The sequence below is a fragment of the Citrobacter sp. Cpo071 genome, assembly GCF_030332765.1.
GTDB classification, from domain to species: domain Bacteria; phylum Pseudomonadota; class Gammaproteobacteria; order Enterobacterales; family Enterobacteriaceae; genus Citrobacter; species Citrobacter portucalensis.
Map to the genome: position 1 here is coordinate 257,558 of NZ_JAOWHE010000085.1, position 19,307 is coordinate 276,864.

Here is a 19,307-nt window from a genome sequence, read left to right on the forward strand (position 1 = left end):
TTTGTTAAAATTCAAAGGCAGTAAGATAATTGATGGAAATGATAATACAAATAATTATCATTACAAATTTACATAACTTGTCACTTCTGGTGTTTTTCTTGAATAAATATACATAAATTGTCATGAGTTTTAGATAAGGAATTAGCAGGAAGGGTCAATAGTCCGCACAGGCAATTATTAGTTCGGGATTAATATTCCTGTGAATAAATGGCGAGGGATTAATCTATTTTCTGAGATTCACATCGTACTCATAACGGAGTATCAGAAAAAAGTATGATAATTTTAGAAAATCGTCATACTTTTCTGCGCCGCATCATTTTTTTCATCATTTCTGTCCGCCATAATCCCTTCCCCAGGAGACTGCTTAACGACGGTAAATCGTTATGCGGCATAAAAATAACGTAAATCTGGATAACATAATGATCAAAGGCAAGCTGGCACTGCTTACGTGCGCATTGACTCTCGCATTAACTTCACCACTTCTTGCCGCGCAAAATGCGAACGAAGGGCAGACGTTAAAACTGGCAATTGGCCCAGAACCAACGGAAGGGTTTGACCCGATGCTGGGCTGGAGTCATGGCAGCTATTTGCTTTTGCATGCACCATTATTAAAACAAAATGCAGATATGAGCTGGGGAAACCTGCTGACGGAAAAAGTAGAGACCAGCGCAGACGGCAAAACCTGGACGTTGACGTTAAAACCTGACCTTAAATTCTCTGATGGTTCCCCGCTAACCGCTGAAGATGTTGTGTTCACCTATAACAAAGCAGCAAAAAGCGGCGGCAAAATCGACATGGGAAACTTCACCCATGCCAGCCTGAAAGATAATCGCACGGTAGAAATTACGCTAAATAGCCCACAGAGCACCTTTGTGAATGTGCTGGGTTCTTTGGGTATTGTTCCGGCGAAACGGTATGACGAAAAAACATTTGCCAAAAATCCGATTGGCGCGGGTCCTTATCGACTGGTGAGTTTTCAGCCGGGACAGCAGTTGATCGTGGAGGCTAACCCCTGGTATGCCGGTAAGAAAAATGATTTCAGTAAGCTGGTGTTTGTCTTCCTTGATGAAGATAACGCGTATGCCGCAGCGCGCAGTGGCCAACTGGGACTCGTACGTATCGCGCCGTCGATGGCGGTCGCTCCTCAGCAGACAAATTTGAAACTTTGGGTACGCGATAGCGTGGAAAACCGGGGCATTGTGTTCCCGATGGTTCCTGCAGGTAAAAAAGACGCCAATGGCTATCCGATTGGGAACGATATCACTGCCGATGTTGCCATCAGGCGCGCCATAAACTATGCCATCGACCGTAAGCAGCTTGCCGATCAGGTCATGGAGGGTCATGCGATTCCTGCGTATAGCGCAGTGCAGGGGCTGCCATGGCAGGGGCAATCCGTTGCGTTCAAAGATGGTGATAGCGAAAAAGCACGTACGATTCTGGAAGAAGCCGGCTGGAAGGTAGGTAAAGATGGCGTGCGAGTGAAAGACGGCAAAGAGGCTCGACTGACTTTATGGTACGCCAGCGGTGACAGTACGCGCCGGGATTTAGCCGAAGCTGTTCGCGCAATGCTGGAGCCGGTGGGTATTCAGATCTCGCTGCAATCAGGAAGCTGGGAAACCGTTGAACGTCACATGCATGCGAACCCGACGTTATTTGGTTGGGGAAGCTTGGATCCGATGGAGCTTTTCCATCATTACAGTAATCAGGCCGCGGGCGTGGAATATTACAACCCAGGCTATTACAGCAATCCTGTTGTTGAACAGCACCTTAAACAGGCTATCGACGCCCCAGACTGGCAAAAGGCGTTGCCTTTCTGGCAACAGGTGGAGTGGGATGGTAAGCAAGGGGCTGGCGTGCAGGGCGATGCTGCCTGGGCATGGCTGCTGAATATTCAGCATACCTACCTGGCAAATCCGTGTATTGATTTAGGCAAAGGCGCACCGGAGATTCACGGTAGCTGGTCACTGCTCAATAATCTGGACGAATGGACCTGGACCTGCCGTTGATGAAGTCTGTTGTGGGCCATTTTCTACGGCTGATAGTGTTATTAGTGCTGGTTGCGGCTGGCACTTTTGTGCTGCTCAGCTTTTCTCCAGTCGATCCGATTCGTGCTTATATCGGCAACGATCTCCTGCATGTGCCGCCGGAGCAATATGCACGCATTGCTGCTCGCTGGGGATTGGACCAGCCGCTATGGGAGCGTTTTGGTCACTGGTTTGTTCGTGTATTGCAGGGCGATCTCGGCTATTCCATGTTGTTTAATGCGCCGGTTGCCAGCGTGATCAAAGAACGCTTTTCCACCTCGTTTGCGCTGCTTGGCGGCGCGTGGCTACTCTCCGGCATATTGGGAACGGCAATGGGATTTGTCGCGGGTCGCTACCTGAATCGCTGGCCGGACAAAGCAATCTGTCGCATCAGCTATCTGCTTTCTTCGCTGCCGACCTTCTGGATTGGCATGTTGCTGCTGGCGTTATTTGCCGTGCGCTGGCCGGTATTTCCGGTCTGCTGCGCGTGGGAGCCGGGCAACAGCGGCGATATGGCGACGCTGACCGAGCGTCTGCGTCATCTGGTGCTTCCCGTTTGCGCGCTCAGTTTGCTGGGGCTGGGACAAATTACGCTTCATACGCGGGAAAGCATCGCCAGCGTAATGAAAAGCGAGTTTGTCCGTTTTGCGCATTCCCAGGGAGATAAAGGCTGGTCACTGTTACGCCATCAGGTTCTGCGTCATGCAATTACGCCTGCGCTGTGTTTGCAGTTTGCCTCACTGGGAGAACTGTTGGGAGGTGCACTATTGGCCGAAAAAGTCTTTGCTTACCCAGGACTGGGGCAGGCCACTATTGATGCCGGGTTACGCGGCGATCTGCCGTTACTGATGGGGATTGTGTTGTTCAGTACCGTACTGGTATTCATTGGCAACTCGCTGTCTACCTGGCTTGTCCGTATGTTGAACCGTGCTCTGGAGCGACCTGATGCTCTATAACCCGACGCCGACGCTAATTCGTCTTTTGTTCTCTTTTAGCTGCCTGTTATTCATTGCAGTGTATGGTGCCGCAATGCTGGATAACCCGTTGAGCGTTAATCTGCTTGCCCGTCATCTTCCACCTGATGCGATGTACTGGTTTGGCACCGATAACCTCGGTCGCGATCTGTGGATCCGTTGTTTTCAAGGTGCACTAACCAGTCTGCAAATTGGTATTGGTGCGGCGTTGTGCAGCGGTTTCATTGCGTTAATGATGGCGGCGGTTTCGCGCATACATCCGCGTCTGGATGTGCTTATGCGTCTAATTACTGATGCCATGCTATCGATGCCGCATCTGCTGTTGCTTATTTTGATCTGTTTTACGCTGGGTGGTGGGAAAAACGGGGTAATCATGGCGGTTGCACTAACGCACTGGCCGCGTCTGGCGCTGATCCTGCGTGCTGAAGCGCAGCGCGTGGCCCACAGTGACTATCTGACGTTGACCTGGCGTCTGGGACACGGCCATTTTTACTGCTGGCGGCATCACTATCTACCGGCGTTATTACCCCAGTGGCTAACGGGAACATTGCTGATGTTTCCCCACGCGGTGTTGCACAGCGCGGCGTTAAGCTTCCTCGGTTTTGGACTGGCGCCGCATGAACCGTCACTGGGCCTGCTGCTGGCGGATGCGCTGCGGTTTATCAGTCATGGTGACTGGTGGTTAGTGCTGTTTCCAGGACTGATGCTGTTCAGTCTGGTGATGTTATTCGATCAGCTCGCAAGGGCGGTGCATCGTTTGTGGTTACGAGGTGACGCATGTTGAGTTTAAGGCAGGTCTCGCTGGACGTGGCGCGTTATCGCTGGTACGGCGCGAAAAACTGGTCTTCGCTGTTGCAGGATATCTCTTTCGACGTAGCGCCTGGTCAGATGGTGGCGCTAGTTGGAGGAAGTGGAGAAGGTAAAAGCCTGTTGCTGCAATGTCTACTCGATCTCTTACCAGACAATTTGCGTTTCAACGGCGTTATTACCCTGGAAGGTAAAACGCTGGGCAGTGATGATATTCGCAAATGTCGTGGCAATACCTTCAGCTACGTCCCACAAGGTATTCAGGCACTTAACCCGCTGCTCTCGATTGAAAAGCATCTGCGCAGGGCATGCCAGCTTTCTGGCCAGCAGTGGAATGCCGGAAAAATTGAACGATTGCTCCAGCGTAGCCGACTGGAAAGTCGCGTATTAGATGCTTTTCCGCGTCAGCTTTCAGGCGGTATGGCAAAACGTGTTCTGGCTTGTCATGCGTCTCTGAGTCAGGCTCGCTATATTCTGGCGGATGAAATTACCGCCTGGCTTGATGCACCTCTCGCTAATCAACTGCTTGAACAGTTGCGTGAGCAATGTGAGCAAGGGGCTGGTGTTTTGTGGGTAACGCATGACCTCACGCTGGCGGCCCGCCATGCGGATCGTATTGTCGCACTGCATCAGGGAAGGGTGTCGGATAACGTCAGCCGGGAACAGCTGTTACGCGGAGAGATTAGCGAACACCTACAACGACAATGGCGGGCGCTGCCTGAAAGAAATCAACTTTTTGGAGAGCGCGATGCTGTGCTGTCGTGATGTAACAATCCGTCAGGGGGAAAAGGTTCTGTGGCAAAATCTGACCTTTTCTCTACGCCCTGGAGAACGTATTGGGATTTGTGCGCCCAGTGGAACTGGCAAAACGACGCTGGGACGCGTGCTGGCGGGCTGGCAGAAACCAACTTCCGGTGACATTCTGATTGATGACCAACCGTTGCCGATGCACCAGTATTGTCCGGTGCAACTGGTGCCACAGCATCCAGAATTAACTTTTAACCCCCGACGCAGCACCGGTGATGCGGTGCATGATGCATGGCGACCGGATGCTGCAATGCTTACCCGTCTTCACATCAATCCAGAGTGGTTAACCCGCCGTCCCGGACAACTTTCTGGTGGTGAACTGGCGCGAATTGCTTTACTTCGCGCGCTGGACCCGCGGACACGTTTTCTTATTGCCGATGAAATTACAGCCCAGCTTGATCCTTCTATTCAACGGGATATCTGGGCGCTGCTGCTTGAAGAATCTCAGCGTCGACCATTGGGTATGCTCATTATCAGTCATCAGCAGGCGCTGCTTGATCAGATCTGCACGCGAGCGCTACTCTCTTAGGTCTCTTTCGCATTTCAGGCAAATAACTAACGTGATCGTAAAAACTATCGCTGTGGCTGCGCTAATGTACGGGGCGGGTGCTTTTGCAGCACATGCTTCCATTCAGGTGGGTTTTTCACCGGAAGGGTCGGCTCGGGCTTTAGTGCTGGATTCAATTAACCATGCGCAGCACAGCATCGATATGATGGCTTATTCATTTCAGTCTGCAGATATTGTTCAGGCCCTGGTAAACGCTGAAAAGAGAGGCGTAGTGGTTCGGGCTGTTATCGATAAGAAACGAAACCAGGGCAAGGTTAGCCAGAAGGCCATCGCTTTTGCTGCCGCGAATGGGGTTGATGTGCAACTGGATGGTCACTACCACATCCAGCATGACAAGGTAATGATTATTGATGGCGACACGCTGGAAACCGGTTCATTCAACTTTGCCAAATCCGCAGAATTTGCCAACTCTGAAAATGTGTTAGTTATTCGTGACGAACCTGCCGTTGTTGCGCAGTATCAGGCCCATTTTGACAGCCGTTGGAAAATCGCGCACCAGAAGCGGTTAAATACTTCACAACGCCGTTGATTTAAATGTGATGTTATATTATAACAACTCACTCACAAATGATTTGAGGGTGAAATTTTGGCTATTCGTTTTAAGAAACTGACAATCGCTCTGGGGATGCTTTTAGTCAGTAGTTCGGTTCTGGCGCATGGTCATCATTCCCATGGTGCGCCAATGAGTGAAGCAGAACAAAAGGCGTCGGAAGGGGTATTTGATGACAACCAGGTGCAGAACAGGGCGCTGACCGACTGGGATGGCATGTGGCAATCTGTTTATCCGTATCTGGTCAGCGGCGAACTTGACCCAGTATTCAAAAAGAAAGCGGAGAAAGATAAAAGCAAAACGGCAGAACAAATCAAAGCGTATTACCGTACAGGCTATGCAACCAACGTAGACACTATCGGTATTGAAAATGGCGTGATGGAGTTTCATACCGGGAATCAGGTTGCATCATGTAAATACAACTACGCCGGATATAAGATCCTGAATTATAAATCAGGCAAGAAAGGTGTACGGTATCTGTTTGAGTGTAAAGCTGCTGACAGCAAAGCGCCTAAATATGTGCAATTTAGCGATCATATTATCGCGCCGCGTAAATCGAGCCACTTCCATATCTTTATGGGAAATACCTCGCAGGCAGCCTTGCTTGAAGAGATGGAAAACTGGCCTACCTACTACCCTTATCAGTTGAAGGGAGAAGAGGTTGTGGATGAGATGCTGCACCATTAATCCGGACTAACCTTATCTGTACACACCCGTCACCAGTGGCGGGTTTTTTAATTCATAACCTTCTCTTTCCATCACCCGATGCATTCGTTAGCATATTGTATCGCAGCAAGTGCATGTGTTTTTTCAGGAAGAGGTTAACGTGTTCGCAGAGTATGGAGTTCTGAATTACTGGACGTATCTGGTGGGAGCCATTTTTATCGTGTTGGTACCGGGGCCAAATACGATATTTGTGTTGAAGAACAGCGTCGGTCGGGGAGTGAAGGGTGGTTATCTCGCCGCAAGCGGTGTGTTTATCGGTGATGCCGTGTTGATGTTTTTGGCCTATGCCGGTGTTGCCGCATTGATCAAAACAACGCCCGTTTTGTTCAACATCGTTCGTTATCTCGGCGCTTTTTATCTGCTGTATCTCGGTGCGAAGATCCTGTATGCGACACTGAAATCGAAAGCAAGCGACGCCGCACCTGAGGAAGTCCCGTTTGGCGCTATTTTTAAGCGAGCATTAATTCTAAGCCTGACGAATCCCAAAGCTATTTTGTTTTATGTTTCGTTCTTCGTGCAGTTTATTGATGTCAATGCACCGCACTCAGGGCTGTCATTCTTTATTTTGGCCATTACGCTTGAAGTAGTGAGTTTTTTCTATCTGAGCTTCCTTATTTTCTCCGGCGCGTTCGTGACGCAGTATATTCGTACGAAGAAAAAACTGGCCAAAGTGGGTAATTCCCTAATCGGCCTGATTTTCGTTGGTTTTGCCGCTCGTCTGGCCACGCTTCAGTCGTGATGCTATCGGCCCGCTGGTTGCGGCGGGTCTTCAATATGACGCTTTGCTTTTCATTTGTAATTGTAGGGTTATAACCAATAAATGGTATTTTAAATGTATATTTTGAGGCGTACCCTGTGTACAGCAGCGATTCAATAAGACTCGCTGGTTGTCGACTGGAAAAGGGAAGAAAAATGCTTCAAATTCCACAGAATCATATCCATACACGCTCTACACCATTCTGGAACAAAGAAACCGCGCCTGCCGGAATTTTCGAACGCCACCTTGATAAAGGAACTCGTGCCGGGGTTTATCCACGACTTTCTGTTATGCAGGGGGCGGTCAAATATCTCGGATACGCCGATGAACACAGTCCGGAGCCAGTAGAGGTGATGGTTATTGAAGCCGGTCAGTTTGGCGTTTTTCCACCGGAAAAATGGCATAACATCGAAGTGATGACCGACGACACTTACTTTAATATCGATTTTTTCGTTGCCCCGGAAGTTCTGATGGAGAGCGCAAATCAACGAAAAGTCGTGCGCACCGGCAAGGAGTAAATCATGGGGAAAGCAACCTATACCGTAACAGTGACCAATAACAGCAACGGTGTTTCTGTGGATTATGAAACAGAAGCACCTATGACATTACTGGTGCCGGATGTGGCAGCAGAAGTGGTCAAAGACTTGGTCAATACCGTCCGTTCGTACGATACCGAGAATGAGCACGAAGTCTGCGGATGGTAGGTATTAAATACTCTTACTGATTGAATACACAGAATTTTAATGTACTAACCGCACAGCGTTTTGACGGCGCCGTGCGGTTTTTTTATTTGTGTTGAACGTAGTGATGTCCGAAAAAGATTCCTTAAGAATACCTTAAGAAATCCGCATTGAATGCTAATTGTCGATCATTCACAGGCGTTATGATCGCAAAAAAGTAACAATACAGAACATCGCGCTTATGAAACTGAATACCCAAATTACATTCCCCACACTTATTCTAGGACTGGTCATTGTGGCGATTCCGTTCACCGCGAACTGGAATCTTCCGCTGCTTAACGGCACTGTCGTCAGATGGATCGAAAATGGGCAGGCGCTATGGCTACTGTTTGGTGCGGTATTTACCCTTGGCTATATCCGGCCTTTATCACGCCCTGAAGGAGAGAAGCAATTTTGGCTTTGGGCGGCAGCGTGGTGGGTGGTCTTGCTGGGCCGAAGCACCAGTTGGGGACGCGATTACTTCCCTGAGCATCCTAAACTTCTGTTCAGAGCTATCTCAGTTGTATTAATTGCCATGCTTATTCTGCCGGTGCTGCTGTCGAAGCGCTTACGCCAGGATATTGCCCGCCGTGTGCGTAATGAACCGTTACCGCTCTGGCTGTTGGCGATCACCACCTGTGCATTTTTAATCTCTGATACGGTAGAGCATCATCGTCTGCTGGCTCCCATCTTCCTGCACAATGCCCATTATGGCGATCTGATTGAAGAACTGTATGAACTACCGTTTATGGCGGGATTGTTCCTGATGAACCTTGGCTTTATGCAGCGGGATAAGCAGGAGGAAACTGCCTCCATCCGCTTCAGCGAACCTCACCTGGTAAAGTAATGAGATAAGACCTGAGTCTGGGTAACCAGACTCAGGTCGCGATGGTGGGGAATTACGCAATGGCCTCACATAAGCGTGATTTCATGTCGCTATACGATTGAGCGGCATACTTTTCAGCCCATCTCTGATCGCTAATGTGCTCGATATTTACGGCACAATATTTGGTTTCCGGCGTTTTCGAGATTGGATCGAGGTTATCCTGGGTCAACTCGTTGCATGCACCAATCCACCATTGATAGGTCATATACACCGTTCCGGAATTGATACGCTCGGATACATCCGCACGGCTGATGACCTTACCCCGACGCGAGCTGACCCACACCAGATCACGATGACGGATACCGAGTTTTTCGGCATCATGGGTATTGATTTGCACATATCCTGGTTCATCAGCCAACGCTTGTAACGCTGCGCAGTTACCGGTCATCGAGCGACAGGAGTAATGCCCAACCTCACGCACGGTACACAGTACCAGCGGATAATTGTCATCCGGAACTTCTGCGGGCGCTCGCCACGGTGCGGCAAACAGTTTGCCTTTGCCGTTGGCGGTATCAAACTGGCTGTGCGCGTAAAGGTACGGCGTACCAGGACTATCGAGATCCGGGCATGGCCACTGAACATGCCCCATTTCCCCCATTTTCTCATAGGTCACGCCGTAGAACAGCGGGCACAGCTCGCGCATCTCATCCCAGATTTGCTGGTTATTTTGATACCGCATTGGATAGCCCATTTCGCTGGCCAAAAGGCTGATAATCTCCCAGTCACGCTTTACGTCAGCGGTGGGCTCAATCGCTTTCTCAAAACGCTGGAAGCCGCGATCGGCGCAGGTAAAGACGCCGCCATGTTCGCCCCATGAGGTGGCAGGCAGGAGAACGTCGGCCATTTCCGCTGTCTTAGTCATGAAGATGTCTTGCACGACGATAAAATCGAGCGCGTTAAACCCTTCGCGGACCAGGCCCAGATCGGCTTCAGTTTGCAGCGGATCCTCTCCCATGATGTAGTAGGCTTTTATTTTGCCTTCGAGAGCCAGATGTGGAACTTCAGTGATGCGCGTTCCAACCTTGTCATCCATCTGATTAACGTCAACGCCCCATGCGCTGGCGAATTTTTCCCTGACGGCGGAATCGGTCACATCCTGATACCCCGGGAACTGGTTAGGTAGTACCCCCATATCGCACGCACCCTGCACGTTATTTTGCCCGCGCACCGGACCAACGCCGACGTTAGGGCGACCCAGATTCCCGGTCAACAACGCCAGGCTCGACAAACCGCGAACCACATCAACGGCCTGACCAAACTGGGTGACGCCCATCCCCCACATTACGGTTGCCGATGGTGCTGCGGCAAATGTACGCATTGCCTGACGAACCTGCTGTGCGGGAACGCCGGTTAAATGTTCAACGGCTTCAGGCGCATAGTCCTTAACGGTTTCCCAGTATGTTTCCAGCCCTTCCGCATGCTTTTGCACATACTCGAGATCGTAGAGTTGCTCTTCGATAAGAACATGACCGAAGGCATTAACCAGCGCCATGTTGCAACCGTTTTTCAACTGCAAATGTTGGTCAGCAATACGGGCGGTTTCAATACGACGTGGGTCGCAGACAATGATTTTTGCGCCGTTCTGGCGAGCTTTAATTACCCGGCGGGCTACGATTGGGTGCGAGTCGGCGCAGTTATAACCAAAGATCAGCAGGCATTTTGAGTTTTCAATGTCGCTGATGGAATTGCTCATGGCGCCATTGCCTAACGTTTCTTGTAACCCGGCAACGGAAGGACCGTGACAGACGCGGGCACAACAATCGACATTATTGGTATGAAGTACGCCACGTGCGAATTTTTGCATCACGTAGTTAGTTTCATTTCCGGTTCCCCGGGAAGAGCCGGTAGTCATGATGGCGCGAGGGCCATAGGTATTTTTGATTTCAGACAGGCGTTTTGCGGTGTAACGAATGGCTTCATCCCAGCTAACGGGCGTGAATTTGCCACCTTTTTCATAACGGATCATCGGGCGAGTCAGACGGGGAGTCAGAAGGCGAGTGTCGTTAAGAAAGTCCCAACCATAATAGCCTTTCAGGCATAACTGATTTTGGTTCGTTACACCCTCTGCGGCTTCGGCGCGGATGATTTTGTTATTTTCGACAACAAGCTTGAGCTTGCACCCGGCCCCACAGTATGGGCAAACACTGGTGATTTTTTTCATCAATAACAGACCTGTTAAATGCTGAAATAGCGCGAATTGTAGACGCAGCCACGCGATAAGCACCGCGGACTACGATTTGTCGTAGCGACAAGTTGTTTAAGCATAAAGTGTGCCAGAAGTGAAAACCCAGCAATAACGGGGCTGAGGGCAAAAGAGTTAAGTATAATGACTGACGATTCGACATTAATGACGAGGAGCGGCAAAAATTTTGCCTGCCGGTCAGCAGTCATAACCTTATGAAATATCGGAAAAAGATGAAAATATGAAGTGATGACGATCACAAATTTTAATTTTTCAGCGCTATGCTATGCTTTTATACAACGAGTGAATCGTTAATTTAAAAACATAAGCGAGGAAAATTATGGGCATTATTTCATGGGTGGTTTTCGGTCTTATCGCTGGGATTTTGGCAAAATGGATTATGCCGGGTAAAGATGGCGGCGGGTTCTTTATGACCATTATCTTAGGGGTTGTCGGTGCGGTAGTGGGTGGCTGGATCAGTACCTTCTTTGGTTTTGGTAAAGTTGATGGTTTCAACTTCGGCAGTTTCGTGGTAGCGGTTATCGGTGCGATTGTGGTGTTGTTTATCTACAGAAAAATCAAAAGCTAACTAAACATGCAGATAATAGAGGCCACTGATAAGTGGCCTTTATTTTGGTTACCACCACCCCAGTTCCGTGCCCAGAACCACGATGATAGCCACGCCAATCATAATAATCGTTGTTTTTTTCATCGTTATGCTCCCGGCGCAGCGTAGCCGCCAATAAAAAACCAGGATAAGAAAACGACAGCGGAAATGAAAATAATGACAGGGAAAATAATACCGAGTCGCATACGATTATCTACCAGAGTTATTTAAAGACGAGCCAGCATAGCAGGGCTTAATGTACGACAAAAGGGGTTTTATCCTGACGCTTTTTATCCTGATACATTGCGCTGTCTGCAAGATGAAGCGCACAGTTTACATCAGTCTCCAGCGGATCAATTTCCACCACACCCAGACTGGCACCAGGATAAAACAGATGAATGTCACCCAGCTGGTAGTCACCGCAAATCTGCTGTTGTAGCTGATTTTTCACCTGCTGCAGACGCATAAGTTGATCCAGTTCATCTTCCGCTGACAGGCGAACGACTAAAAATTCGTCACCGCCTAGTCGACCGAGAATGTCATTATCATTACATTTACGGAGCAGGCGCTGCCCAATCTGTATCAGGAACTGGTCACCAACCTCGTGGCCAAAGCGGTCATTAATCAGTTTGAAATCATCCAAATCGATATAGGCGACAACTATCTTCTGCCTGAGATGGCGGGCAAGCGAAAAAAGGGTTTCCACATTTTCAAATATTGCGCGCCGATTCGGTAAACCGGTCAGGGCATCGGTGTAGGAGTGAGCAATCAGCGCGGCGTTCGCTTCACGTAACTGAGCAACCAGCGACTCTTTTTGAATCGACTGGGCGATCAGACCGGCAAACAGATGTAATACTTGTTCTCCACGTTGGCTCAATGCCTGCTGGCGGCGGCTGGTAGCGCAAAGTGTACCGTAAAACGTTCCGTCCGGAAGATGAACGGGAGTGCTCAGAAAGGTGGTGATGTCCAGTGCGCGAGCGGCGGTACATTCCGGCCAGCGTGCGGGCACGTTGTCACTGTACAGACAGTTTTCCTCAATAGCGCGTTTGCACAGCGTTTCATCCCACGGCATGGATAGCCCTTCGGGGATCTGCATTTGGCGGCTATTACGTGCATACAGAATATGCTGCAGACGGGCATCCAGATCGACCTTGGTCAGGTAGGTTGATTCCATCTCAGTCACCATCTCCAGCATCTCCAGAAGTTGGCGAACCAGACTCTCAACTGACTGCTCCGTAGCTAAGGACTGTGAGACTCTGGCAAGGATCATGTCCGACATGAGATGTAAATGCTCCTGAGTAATGACTGGGCTGACGTTGCCCGCATGATAGAACATCGAGGTGAAAGATGAAACACGCCATCCAGCTCAGAATGTAAACATAAAATGGATAGCTGGCAGGAAAACATGGAGATAGATGGAAAGTCGGGGTAACCTGCCAGGATAAGGTTTTTAACAGGAGTAAATATGAAACTGGCATTTATTGTTTTGCCCGGCTTGCTGGTGCTGGCGGGGTGTACCACGGAACCGGAAGCGCCTGTGCCACCGAAAGTTGGCATGGCGAATCCAGCATCGGTGTATTGCGAACAAAAGGGCGGCTCGCTGATTGCGGTGCAGACTCCGCAAGGTGTTAAGTCTGACTGCAAACTACCCAACAGGGAAGTAATTGATGAATGGTCACTCTGGCGTAGAGATCATCCGGCAACGGCCAAGTAATACGCGGTCAGCATTGACGTAGCCATTCAGCGAGCACCAGCGCGTGGTTTTGCTGGGTATTCTTCGCCGCATACAGTAGCGTTAAGGTTTGCTGTCGGGCAATCTCTGCGAGGCGCTTTCCTTCCTGCTGCTGTTGGGCCAGCTCTGCGCGATATTGCTCGGAAAAGTGTGAAAAATCGATCAGTTCTGCGTGGAATGCTTTGCGCAATTCAGAGGATGGCGTCAGCGTTTTATTCCATTCGTTGAAAGCAAGGTCAGTCTTTTTTATCCCGCGTGGCCACAACCGGTCGACCAACACGCGATAACCATCGCTTTTTTCTGCCGGGTCATACACGCGTTTACACTGAATCTTCATCTCTTCATCCGCTCCTTTCAGCTACCGCTCAGGTATTTATCATCAACTTTATTACGGTTAAATAAGATCGTAAAACGTGACCATTATAGCATTTTGCCCGCCCTGACTCCCAATTTAAGGGATTGTGATACCACTAAAAAGTCGGTAGGCTGAGGCTCCTTATGCTGTCCCTTATTGTCAGGACACAAGGAAAGCTTAATGGAAATTTCCCCAATTAAAGATACGCTTCGCATTGCGCTGGTGGGCGATTACAGCCCCGATATTGTGGCGCACCAGGCTATTCCCCTTGCTATCGATGATGCTGCCGCCGTCCTGGAATTGGTGGCTGATTATGACTGGCTAACTACATCTGATATCAACAGCAGTGAGGACTTGATTGGTTATGATGCCATCTGGGTCGTTCCAGGCAGTCCATATCGCCATCTTGAAGGGGCGCTGATAGCGATACGCTACGCGCGTGAAAACAGCATCCCATTCCTGGGGACCTGCGGCGGCTTTCAACATGCAATTCTGGAGTACGCCCGCAACGTGCTGGGCTGGAGCGATGCCGCCCACGCCGAGACTGACACCACGGGTCGGATGGTGATAGCACCATTGACCTGCTCGCTGGTAGAAAAAACGGATGATATTGAGCTGCGGGCCAATACGCTGATTGCCAAAGCCTACGGGCGGGATGTTATCACCGAGGGATATCACTGCAACTATGGCGTATCGGAGGATTTTGCCGCCGAGCTTGAAAGCGGCGATCTTCGGGTGACCGGTTGGGATGAGGCTGGTGATATTCGTGCCATTGAGCTGGTGACGCATCCATTTTATGTTGGCACGCTCTTTCAGCATGAACGCGGAGCGCTGGCGGGAAAACCCGTGCCGTTAGTTCAGGCGATGCTGCGCGCCGCGCGCGGATAAAAAAACGGGCAGGTTGTTCACGAACCTGCCCTGTGCATTATGCGCTCGCGATCTCCCGATTGCGCCCCGCGCACAAACCAAATACCGCCATCAGCATCGCTAACACGGCGACCCCGCCAAGAGGAATCAGCCAGCTATCGTTGAGGTCGTGAATTTTCCCCATCAGTGGTGGTCCGCAGGCCGCCAGTAAATATCCGACAGACTGTGCCATGCCGGACAGGGCAGCAGCCTGATGCGCTGAGCTTGCGCGCAGGCCAATAAAGGTCAAGCCGAGAATCATCGTCGCGCCTGAGCCAAAGCCAAACAGGATGGTCCATAGCAATGCCTGGTCGGGCATTATGGCGAATCCCGCCGCGCCGACGGCGCACATTAATGAAACCAGTGCGGCGATGGCGCGCTGATCCTTAAATCTGTTCAGGACGAGAGGAATCAATAATCCCGGCGCGGCGGTCGCCAGCTGCAGTAAACCATGCAGCGAACCGGCCTGCGCCTCGCTGTAGCCATGGCTGATCAAAATAGCGGGCAGCCAGCCGATGATGACGTAGTAGATAAGCGAATTGATCCCCAGAAACAGCGTCACCTGCCAGGCGAGGCTGGAGCGCCAGATCGCGCGGGAATGCAGAGCGCGCGAGCTGCTCAAGCTGGCATTGGCCATCTGGCGGCATTGGGGTAACCAGATAATCAGTGCCAGTAGCGGAAAGGCCATCAGTACCATCAGCGCACCGCGCCAGCCAAACCCGTTCAACGCCAGCGGTACCACAATGGCGGAACCCAGTGCCGCTGCTGCGCCCATAGTCAGCGAGTATGCGCCAGTGAGTTTCGCCACATGCTGAGCAAAATCACGCTTAATCAGTCCGGGTAAAAGCACATTTCCCAATGCGATTCCGCAACCAATGATAGCGGTGCCGCTAAACAGGAACCCTGGTGAGGGCAGAGAACGTATCGCAATACCCGCGCAAATGAGTAGCATAGCGACAAACAGGCTGCGTTCGATACCCCAACGGCGCGCAACGGCGGCAGCCAGAGGTGAAACCAGTGCGAAAGCCAGCAGTGGCAGGGTGGTAAGAAGCCCCGTCTGGGCGGTGCTCAGACCGTAGTCGGCGCGAATTGCATCCAGCAACGGGGCTGCACCGGTAAAGGTGACGCGCAATGTGGTGGCAATCATCAGGATCCCCGCGATCAGCAATGCTGCGTTCTTGCCACGGGAGGAAGGAGTATTTGTCATTTTTTTCTCATATCGTCAGGCGAGGCGATACCTTAGCGTTTTTACTCAATGGATGAATCAAGCTAAAATGACAGTTTATCGCTTAAATCGGACATTTTTATGTTAGGACTGAGGCTGGATGGATACGAACCCGATCTTCACCACGATGCGGCGGTGGCGTTTTGTATTCAGGCCCGGGAAGATGAACTTTTCAGTCCGCTGCATCAGCACCGTAAAGGCCAGTTGATTCTGGCGTTGCATGGCGCGATCACCTGTGAGGTTGAGAATGCTATGTGGATGGTGCCCCCGCAATATGCGGTGTGGATCCCCGGTGAAATTCCACACAGCAACCACGTTACCGTTGGCGCACAATTGTGCTTTTTGTTTATTGAGCCGCAGGCCGTCGTGATGCCCGATCGTTGCTGCACGCTGAAAATTGCTCCGTTGTGCCGGGAGCTTATTCTGGCGCTGGCATCCAAAACGGATGCCCAACGGCTGGAGCCGGCAACCCAGCGGCTGACGCAAGTGTTGTTTGATGAACTGCCGCAGCAACCCCAGGAGCAAATGCAGTTGCCGGTTTCCGATCACCCGAAAATTCGCAGAATGGTCGCAACGATGGCGAGAGAGCCTGCACAATGGCAGACGTTGGGGCAATGGGCCAGCGTATTTGCGATGAGTGAACGTAACCTTGCTCGCCTGGTCGTCAAAGAAACGGGGTTAAGTTTTCGCCGCTGGCGTCACCAGCTCCAGCTGATTCTGGCGCTGCAGGCGTTAATTGATGGTCGCAATGTACAACAGGTCGCGCAAATGCTCGGGTACGATTCGACCACGGCATTTATCACTATGTTCAAAAAAGGCCTGGGACAGACACCAGGCCGTTACCTGAACGGGCTGGCTACTGCTTCCCAACAATCAATGAGACCAGACCTGCCGCAATAAGCGGCCCCACTGGCACACCGCGAAACAGCGCCACGCCCAGTACCGTGCCCACCAGTAAACCAGCAACAAGCTGAGGCTGGCTGCCCATTAGCGTAACGCCGCGTCCGCCAAGCCAGGAGACAAATACCCCAACGGCAATAGCAACCAGTGATTTCCAGTTCACAAAGGAGTGGATGAGCGTGGAGGGCGGTAGCGTTCCGCTGGCGATCGGCGCCATGACGCCAATGGTCAGAATTATAATCCCGACGGTCAGGCCCTGTTTTTCAATCCAGGGAAAGAAGGTATTCAGTGGGGTAACACGGACTATTATCAGCACCAGAATTGAAACAGCGACAGTGGTGTTGTGGCTGACAAAGCCCAGAGCTGCCAGTCCGAGCAGGATCAGCAGAGTGACATCAAACATCGTAGTTTCCTTGCCAAAAGAAAAAATAAGCCTGCTTACTGTACGCGTAAATGCGTGACGGAACAGGCTTTTTTTAATGATTATGATTTTTTTTGGGCTAACGCACGAAGCGATGTTTTTTACTGCTAACTTGTGCAGTTATTGTTCTCTGCGGAACGGGATTAATTCCGGTTGCGCGATGCGCAGGTAATCTGCGGTATCCATGATCACAGATTTTTCCAGCATTCCGGCATTGAACGCAATTTCATTAAAACGCTCAAACAACAGCGGGTCGGCGACCAGCTTGAGGTTCGGATGAAAACTGAACGGTGGGATAGCGCCAAATACGCAGCCAGTCAGTTCATCTACCTCCGCCGGGCTGGCAAGTGACGCTCTCAACCCGCCAATATGGCTGGCCAACAGGCTCAGGTCGGCCTGCTGATCGGCAGAGAGGATCGCCAGAACATGCTGATTGACGCCGTTGCCTTTTACTTTGCAGACCAGCGCTTTTGCACCCTGACCCAGTGCGGTACCGCGAATTTCAGAGACAGCTTCACATTTGCCTACGGCTTCATGGCTGACTACGCGGTAGGTCGCACCGTGTTCTGACAACAGGGAGATTAAACGCTGGTGCGTTGCGTTACCTTTGTTTACTTCCGTCATGACTTACTCCTGGTACAACAATGAAAATCCTGTCAGAAAAATAATTACGCATCGGTGCGTTTTTTCTGTTTGTTCAGGTAGAGCTGTGCATCAGATGCTTTGTAGGCATCATCAATGGTGTCGTTTGGCTGCATATTATAAATCCCGACAGAGAAGCTGATTGATCTATCTTGCGCAATAATTTGTAAGTTATAACGAATCCTCTCCAGCAGGCGGGGCGTTAATTCACTGGGGTGATCGATGAGGATAATGCAAAACTCATCGCCGCCGAGGCGGATGGCATAGTCGCTTTTGCGAATGGACGTTTGAATAGCTTTGGCCAAAATGGTGATAATGCGATCGCCTTCCTTATGCCCCAACGTATCATTAATAACTTTTAGTTTGTCGCAATCAATGGCGATAAAGGTCACGAGCGTTCCCGTGTTCACCAACTGTTGCAAACGCTGCTCAAGCGCTGGCGTTAAAATTTTACGGTTGTAGAGCCCTGTCATCGCATCACTGACATTTTCCCGTGTGACGTTATGATACAAACGAAAATGCGTTCTGACCATATTCAACAGCAATATCGTTGCCAGTAGATAGAAGGCGAATATCTTCCAGGACGAGACAATAAAGTACATAACATCAAGTGAGAGGGTGATACGTATACCGCCAGGTATGTCCTTCTCATAGTGAACATAGCGGAACAGATCGGTTTCACTTTTATGAACGAGGATCTCTTTACCTGAACTGGTGTCAGAGACCGTTACGTTAAGATAACGCCAGACGAGAGGGCGGTCGCTGGTATAGAAAATATTCTGTAAATTCTCTTTATTAATATCCACCATCACCACGCCTTTTAGCTTACTGGCATAGTAGACCGGTGTTAAAAAGCTCATCACCTTTTTCTCGGTCAGGTTATCTTCATAAATACTGGAGATCACCGTGCGGCCAGTAAAAATACCGTCAATATCATTCTGGTCGATTCCCAACGTACCTTTTTGCAAAAACGACCAGTTGTGTATCGCAAATTTCCGCGAGTCGATCACATCATAGAAATAAACGTAGTTATTTTTGAGATCGACGTAATATCGAAATTTATACTCCAGCGTCCCTAATCCCTGACCGTAATCTTTCTGCTGGCGATTAACATTGACCGCCCGATCAAAAGAGGGCAGCAGAAAAATGTCATCAAGCTGTTCGCTACATTTTGTTGAGGTGGTCTGCAACGTACCGTGTAATGGCAGATAGTTGCGCTTAGTGAGATTGAGCCCATGAGTGCCGTTAACGCTGTCGAAAGCGTTGCAAAGTACTTTTTGCTGTTCGAGAGAAGCAGGTCCCTGAGGGGATGAAAATGTGCGCATCAGATGGGCTGCGATGCTCTGATTTGTGTACTTATCATAGAGAAACGAGGAGTCGGCTTTCTCATTGATATAGCGCATGTACGCATTCATTGCTTTATCACTAGCAATGAGCTCATAAACCAAAAAAGAAGATGTCAAAACAATTACGCTGACGGAGATAAAGATCCTGAGCGCTTTATGATGCAATTTCATAA

Annotated in this window: 23 protein-coding genes and 1 pseudogene; 15 read left to right on the forward strand and 9 right to left on the reverse strand. The window is 50.2% G+C overall.

Annotated features, from left to right (window positions below; all coding sequences use genetic code 11):
• Positions 1 to 383 precede the first annotated feature (383 nt).
• From OGY09_RS18355 to OGY09_RS18405, 11 genes are all read left to right on the forward strand, one after another.
• On the forward strand, positions 384 to 2,006 hold the full coding sequence (locus OGY09_RS18355; protein WP_122973783.1) for an ABC transporter substrate-binding protein: 1,623 nt from the start codon (positions 384 to 386) through the stop codon (positions 2,004 to 2,006).
• Complete coding sequence (locus OGY09_RS18360) at positions 2,006 to 2,980, forward strand: ABC transporter permease (protein ID WP_032944402.1); 975 nt, start codon at positions 2,006 to 2,008, stop codon at positions 2,978 to 2,980. The genes OGY09_RS18355 and OGY09_RS18360 overlap by 1 nt, the downstream gene beginning before the upstream one ends.
• Positions 2,970 to 3,782, forward strand: coding sequence for an ABC transporter permease (locus tag OGY09_RS18365; protein ID WP_008784503.1), 813 nt, complete (start codon positions 2,970 to 2,972; stop codon positions 3,780 to 3,782). The genes OGY09_RS18360 and OGY09_RS18365 overlap by 11 nt, the downstream gene beginning before the upstream one ends.
• Positions 3,776 to 4,570, forward strand: a complete 795-nt coding sequence (locus OGY09_RS18370) for an ATP-binding cassette domain-containing protein (RefSeq protein ID WP_032943092.1) — start codon at positions 3,776 to 3,778, stop codon at positions 4,568 to 4,570. The genes OGY09_RS18365 and OGY09_RS18370 overlap by 7 nt, the downstream gene beginning before the upstream one ends.
• On the forward strand, positions 4,554 to 5,141 hold the full coding sequence (locus OGY09_RS18375) for an ATP-binding cassette domain-containing protein (protein ID WP_008784505.1): 588 nt from the start codon (positions 4,554 to 4,556) through the stop codon (positions 5,139 to 5,141). Before OGY09_RS18370 ends, OGY09_RS18375 begins: the two co-directional genes overlap by 17 nt.
• Positions 5,142 to 5,172: 31 nt before the next feature.
• Positions 5,173 to 5,709: a phospholipase D family nuclease gene (locus OGY09_RS18380; protein ID WP_032943093.1), complete on the forward strand. Its 537-nt coding sequence runs from the start codon at positions 5,173 to 5,175 to the stop codon at positions 5,707 to 5,709.
• 57 nt (positions 5,710 to 5,766) lie between these two features.
• On the forward strand, positions 5,767 to 6,417 hold the full coding sequence (gene zinT, locus OGY09_RS18385) for a metal-binding protein ZinT (protein ID WP_032943095.1): 651 nt from the start codon (positions 5,767 to 5,769) through the stop codon (positions 6,415 to 6,417).
• Positions 6,418 to 6,556: 139 nt separating this feature from the next.
• Positions 6,557 to 7,195 (forward strand): leucine efflux protein LeuE, encoded by a 639-nt coding sequence (leuE, locus tag OGY09_RS18390; protein ID WP_003832429.1) that lies wholly within the window; start codon positions 6,557 to 6,559, stop codon positions 7,193 to 7,195.
• A 173-nt stretch (positions 7,196 to 7,368) separates the two neighbouring features.
• A complete protein-coding gene (yeaR, locus tag OGY09_RS18395) occupies positions 7,369 to 7,731 on the forward strand; it encodes a DUF1971 domain-containing protein YeaR (RefSeq protein WP_003030735.1) in 363 nt (120 codons plus the stop codon).
• Positions 7,732 to 7,734: 3 nt separating this feature from the next.
• Positions 7,735 to 7,917, forward strand: a complete 183-nt coding sequence (locus OGY09_RS18400) for a DUF1869 domain-containing protein (RefSeq protein WP_003832433.1) — start codon at positions 7,735 to 7,737, stop codon at positions 7,915 to 7,917.
• A 217-nt stretch (positions 7,918 to 8,134) separates the two neighbouring features.
• Positions 8,135 to 8,779: a hypothetical protein gene (locus tag OGY09_RS18405; protein ID WP_032943096.1), complete on the forward strand. Its 645-nt coding sequence runs from the start codon at positions 8,135 to 8,137 to the stop codon at positions 8,777 to 8,779.
• Positions 8,780 to 8,831: 52 nt separating this feature from the next.
• Here the strand turns inward: OGY09_RS18405 and fdhF are convergent, their stop codons facing one another.
• On the reverse strand, positions 8,832 to 10,979 hold the full coding sequence (gene fdhF / locus OGY09_RS18410; RefSeq protein WP_032943098.1) for a formate dehydrogenase subunit alpha: 2,148 nt from the start codon (positions 10,977 to 10,979) through the stop codon (positions 8,832 to 8,834).
• A gap of 361 nt (positions 10,980 to 11,340) precedes the next feature.
• Between fdhF and OGY09_RS18415 the strand changes: the two genes are divergently transcribed.
• Entirely contained in the window at positions 11,341 to 11,589 is a 249-nt protein-coding gene (locus tag OGY09_RS18415) for a GlsB/YeaQ/YmgE family stress response membrane protein (protein WP_003832440.1), read from the forward strand.
• A 48-nt stretch (positions 11,590 to 11,637) separates the two neighbouring features.
• On the opposite strand, the gene yoaJ is transcribed toward OGY09_RS18415, so the two are convergent.
• The 3 genes from yoaJ to OGY09_RS18430 are packed head-to-tail and all read right to left on the reverse strand — an operon-like array spanning position 11,638 to position 12,886.
• Entirely contained in the window at positions 11,638 to 11,712 is a 75-nt protein-coding gene (yoaJ, locus tag OGY09_RS18420; RefSeq protein WP_095533175.1) for a protein YoaJ, read from the reverse strand.
• A gap of 2 nt (positions 11,713 to 11,714) precedes the next feature.
• The gene (locus OGY09_RS18425) at positions 11,715 to 11,813 is read right to left on the reverse strand and encodes a YoaK family small membrane protein (RefSeq protein ID WP_032941789.1); all 99 of its coding nucleotides are present in this window, start codon (positions 11,811 to 11,813) and stop codon (positions 11,715 to 11,717) included.
• 47 nt (positions 11,814 to 11,860) lie between these two features.
• The gene (locus OGY09_RS18430; RefSeq protein WP_032943100.1) at positions 11,861 to 12,886 is read right to left on the reverse strand and encodes a GGDEF domain-containing protein; all 1,026 of its coding nucleotides are present in this window, start codon (positions 12,884 to 12,886) and stop codon (positions 11,861 to 11,863) included.
• Positions 12,887 to 13,072: 186 nt separating this feature from the next.
• On the opposite strand from OGY09_RS18430, the gene OGY09_RS18435 reads away from it, so the two are divergent.
• On the forward strand, positions 13,073 to 13,321 hold the full coding sequence (locus tag OGY09_RS18435) for a putative hemolysin (protein ID WP_275399025.1): 249 nt from the start codon (positions 13,073 to 13,075) through the stop codon (positions 13,319 to 13,321).
• A gap of 7 nt (positions 13,322 to 13,328) precedes the next feature.
• Here OGY09_RS18435 and OGY09_RS18440 read toward each other — a convergent pair whose 3' ends face one another.
• Positions 13,329 to 13,676, reverse strand: coding sequence for a DUF488 domain-containing protein (locus OGY09_RS18440; RefSeq protein ID WP_003832445.1), 348 nt, complete (start codon positions 13,674 to 13,676; stop codon positions 13,329 to 13,331).
• Positions 13,677 to 13,874: 198 nt separating this feature from the next.
• Between OGY09_RS18440 and OGY09_RS18445 the strand changes: the two genes are divergently transcribed.
• Positions 13,875 to 14,582 (forward strand): CTP synthase C-terminal region-related (seleno)protein, encoded by a 708-nt coding sequence (locus OGY09_RS18445; protein WP_020996459.1) that lies wholly within the window; start codon positions 13,875 to 13,877, stop codon positions 14,580 to 14,582.
• Between the two features lie 37 nt (positions 14,583 to 14,619).
• Here OGY09_RS18445 and OGY09_RS18450 read toward each other — a convergent pair whose 3' ends face one another.
• Entirely contained in the window at positions 14,620 to 15,807 is a 1,188-nt protein-coding gene (locus OGY09_RS18450) for a CynX/NimT family MFS transporter (RefSeq protein ID WP_032943103.1), read from the reverse strand.
• 99 nt (positions 15,808 to 15,906) lie between these two features.
• Between OGY09_RS18450 and OGY09_RS18455 the strand changes: the two are divergent.
• A pseudogene (locus OGY09_RS18455) lies at positions 15,907 to 16,705 on the forward strand (AraC family transcriptional regulator).
• On the opposite strand, the gene OGY09_RS18460 reads toward OGY09_RS18455, so the two are convergent.
• From OGY09_RS18460 to dgcJ, 3 genes are all read right to left on the reverse strand, one after another.
• Entirely contained in the window at positions 16,682 to 17,128 is a 447-nt protein-coding gene (locus OGY09_RS18460) for a DUF441 domain-containing protein (protein ID WP_003832453.1), read from the reverse strand. The pseudogene OGY09_RS18455 and the gene OGY09_RS18460 overlap by 24 nt on opposite strands.
• Before the next feature lie 138 nt (positions 17,129 to 17,266).
• Positions 17,267 to 17,770 (reverse strand): YbaK/prolyl-tRNA synthetase associated domain-containing protein, encoded by a 504-nt coding sequence (locus OGY09_RS18465; RefSeq protein ID WP_032943105.1) that lies wholly within the window; start codon positions 17,768 to 17,770, stop codon positions 17,267 to 17,269.
• A 44-nt stretch (positions 17,771 to 17,814) separates the two neighbouring features.
• Positions 17,815 to 19,305: a diguanylate cyclase DgcJ gene (dgcJ, locus tag OGY09_RS18470; protein WP_032943106.1), complete on the reverse strand. Its 1,491-nt coding sequence runs from the start codon at positions 19,303 to 19,305 to the stop codon at positions 17,815 to 17,817.
• Positions 19,306 to 19,307 lie beyond the last annotated feature (2 nt).